This window comes from Nonomuraea sp. NPDC049141 (assembly GCF_040648415.1).
Taxonomy (GTDB): domain Bacteria; phylum Actinomycetota; class Actinomycetes; order Streptosporangiales; family Streptosporangiaceae; genus Nonomuraea.
On record NZ_JBEZDR010000170.1, the window covers coordinates 1 to 1,867 of the forward strand.

The following is a 1,867-nucleotide window of genomic DNA, read 5'->3' on the forward strand; positions in this document are numbered from 1 at the left end:
GGACGGCCTGGTCGAGGTGCGGCTGCGACGGGAGGGGTGAATGCGCGACGAACTGGCCGGGGCGATCACCACCCGGGCGCCCCGCCGTTGCAGCAGCGCGGCGAGTTCGTCCCGTCGCCGGTCGGCGGTCACCCCGATGGTGAAGCCGGCCAGTTCGTCGCGCATTCACCCCTCCCGTCGCAGCCGCACCTCGACCAGGCCGTCCCGGCAGCGCACGTCGTGCCGGGGCACGGCGACGCCGGGCAGGTCGAGGCACGCGCCGGTACGCAGGTCGTACACCTGCTTGTGCAGCGGCGACGCGACCGTCGGCACCCCGCCCCGGCTGCCGACGATCCCGCGTGACAGCACGTACGCGCCGGCGACGGGGTCGAGGTTGTCGATGGCGTAGAGCCCGTCGGCGGTGCGGAACAGGGCAACCTGCACGCCGTCGACGAGCGCGGCGACGCCCCGCTCCGGCTCCAGCCGGTCGAGCGGGCAGACCGGCGCCCAGGTGCACGTCGTCGTCATCGTGATGGTCATCGCCGTACCTCCAGCAGTCCGGGCGTCGTGGTGGTCATCGCCGTAGCTCCGGCATGCCGAGCGCGACCGGTTGCCGGACCCCGTCGGCCGGCGTACGGCCCGCCGGGACGGGTTGGCCCCGCTCCAGCGCGAACGTGATGGACGGGTCGGGCACGTCGGGGGCGTTGACGAAGGAGGCGAACCGGCGCAGTCGTACGGGGTCCTCCAGCACGTCGCGCCACTCGTCGGAGTACGACTCGACGTGCCGGGCCATCGCGGCGTCGAGTTCGGCGCAGAGGCCGAGCGAGTCGTCCACGACGACGGCGCGCAGGTGCTCCAGCCCGCCCTCCATCGCCTCGATCCAGGCGGCGGTGCGTTGCAGCCGGTCGGCGGTGCGGACGTAGTACATCAGGAACCTGTCGATCAGCCGGACCAGCGCCTCGGTGGACAGGTCGGTGGCGAAGAGGTCGGCGTGCCGGGGCCGGAAGCCGCCGTTGCCGCCGACGTAGAGGTTCCAGCCGGTCTCGGTGGCGATGACGCCGAAGTCCTTGCTGCGCGCCTCGGCGCACTCGCGGGCGCAGCCCGACACCGCCGACTTGATCTTGTGTGGGGCGCGCAGCCCCCGGTAGCGCAGCTCCAGGGCGACGGCCAGCCCGACCGAGTCCTGCACCCCGTAGCGGCACCACGTCTCGCCGACGCAGGACTTCACCGTGCGCAGCGCCTTGCCGTACGCGTGGCCGGACTCGAAGCCGGCGTCGACCAGCCGGCGCCAGATCTGCGGAAGCTGCTCGACCCGGGCCCCGAACAGGTCGATCCGCTGCCCGCCCGTGATCTTCGTGTAGAGCCCGAAGTCGCGGGCCACCTCGCCGATCACGACGAGCTTCTCCGGGGTGATCTCTCCGCCCGGGATCCGGGGCACCACCGAGTAGCTGCCGTCGCGTTGCAGGTTGGCCAGGAAGTGGTCGTTGGTGTCCTGCAACGACGCCTGCTCGCCGTCCAGCACGTGCCCGGTGCCCAGCGAGGCGAGGATCGAGGCGACCACCGGTTTGCAGATGTCGCAGCCGCGACCCCGGCCGTGCTCGGCGACGAGCTGCGAGAAGGTACGGATGCCGCGCACCCGCACGATGTCGAACAGCTCCTGCCGGCTGGCGTCGAAGTGCTCGCAGAGCGCGCTGGACTGCCGCACCCCGGCGGCGTCGAGGAGCTGCTTGAGCATCGGCACGCAGGAGCCGCAGCTCGTACCCGCCCGGGTGCACGCCTTCAGCGTCGGCACGTCCGCGCAGCCACCGGCGATCGCGTCGTCGATGTCGGCACGGGTCACCGCGTTGCAGGAGCAGACCTGGGCGGCGGCGGGCAGTGCCGCCGCGTC

Annotated in this window: 2 protein-coding genes; both read right to left on the minus strand. The window is 72.6% G+C overall.

What is annotated here, in order from left to right:
* Positions 1-165: 165 nt before the first annotated feature.
* Positions 166-519, minus strand: a complete 354-nt coding sequence (gene nirD, locus AB0B91_RS65535) for a nitrite reductase small subunit NirD (RefSeq protein WP_231925876.1) — start codon at positions 517-519, stop codon at positions 166-168.
* A gap of 34 nt (positions 520-553) precedes the next feature.
* A partial coding sequence (gene nirB / locus AB0B91_RS65540; RefSeq protein ID WP_358343117.1) for a nitrite reductase large subunit NirB occupies positions 554-1,867 on the minus strand: 1,314 nt, incomplete at its 5' end.

Excerpts from the sequence above, each read along its gene's own strand:
- nirD (WP_231925876.1), bottom strand. The coding sequence starts at position 519 with ATGACCATCACGATGACGACGACGTGCACCTGGGCGCCGGTCTGCCCG.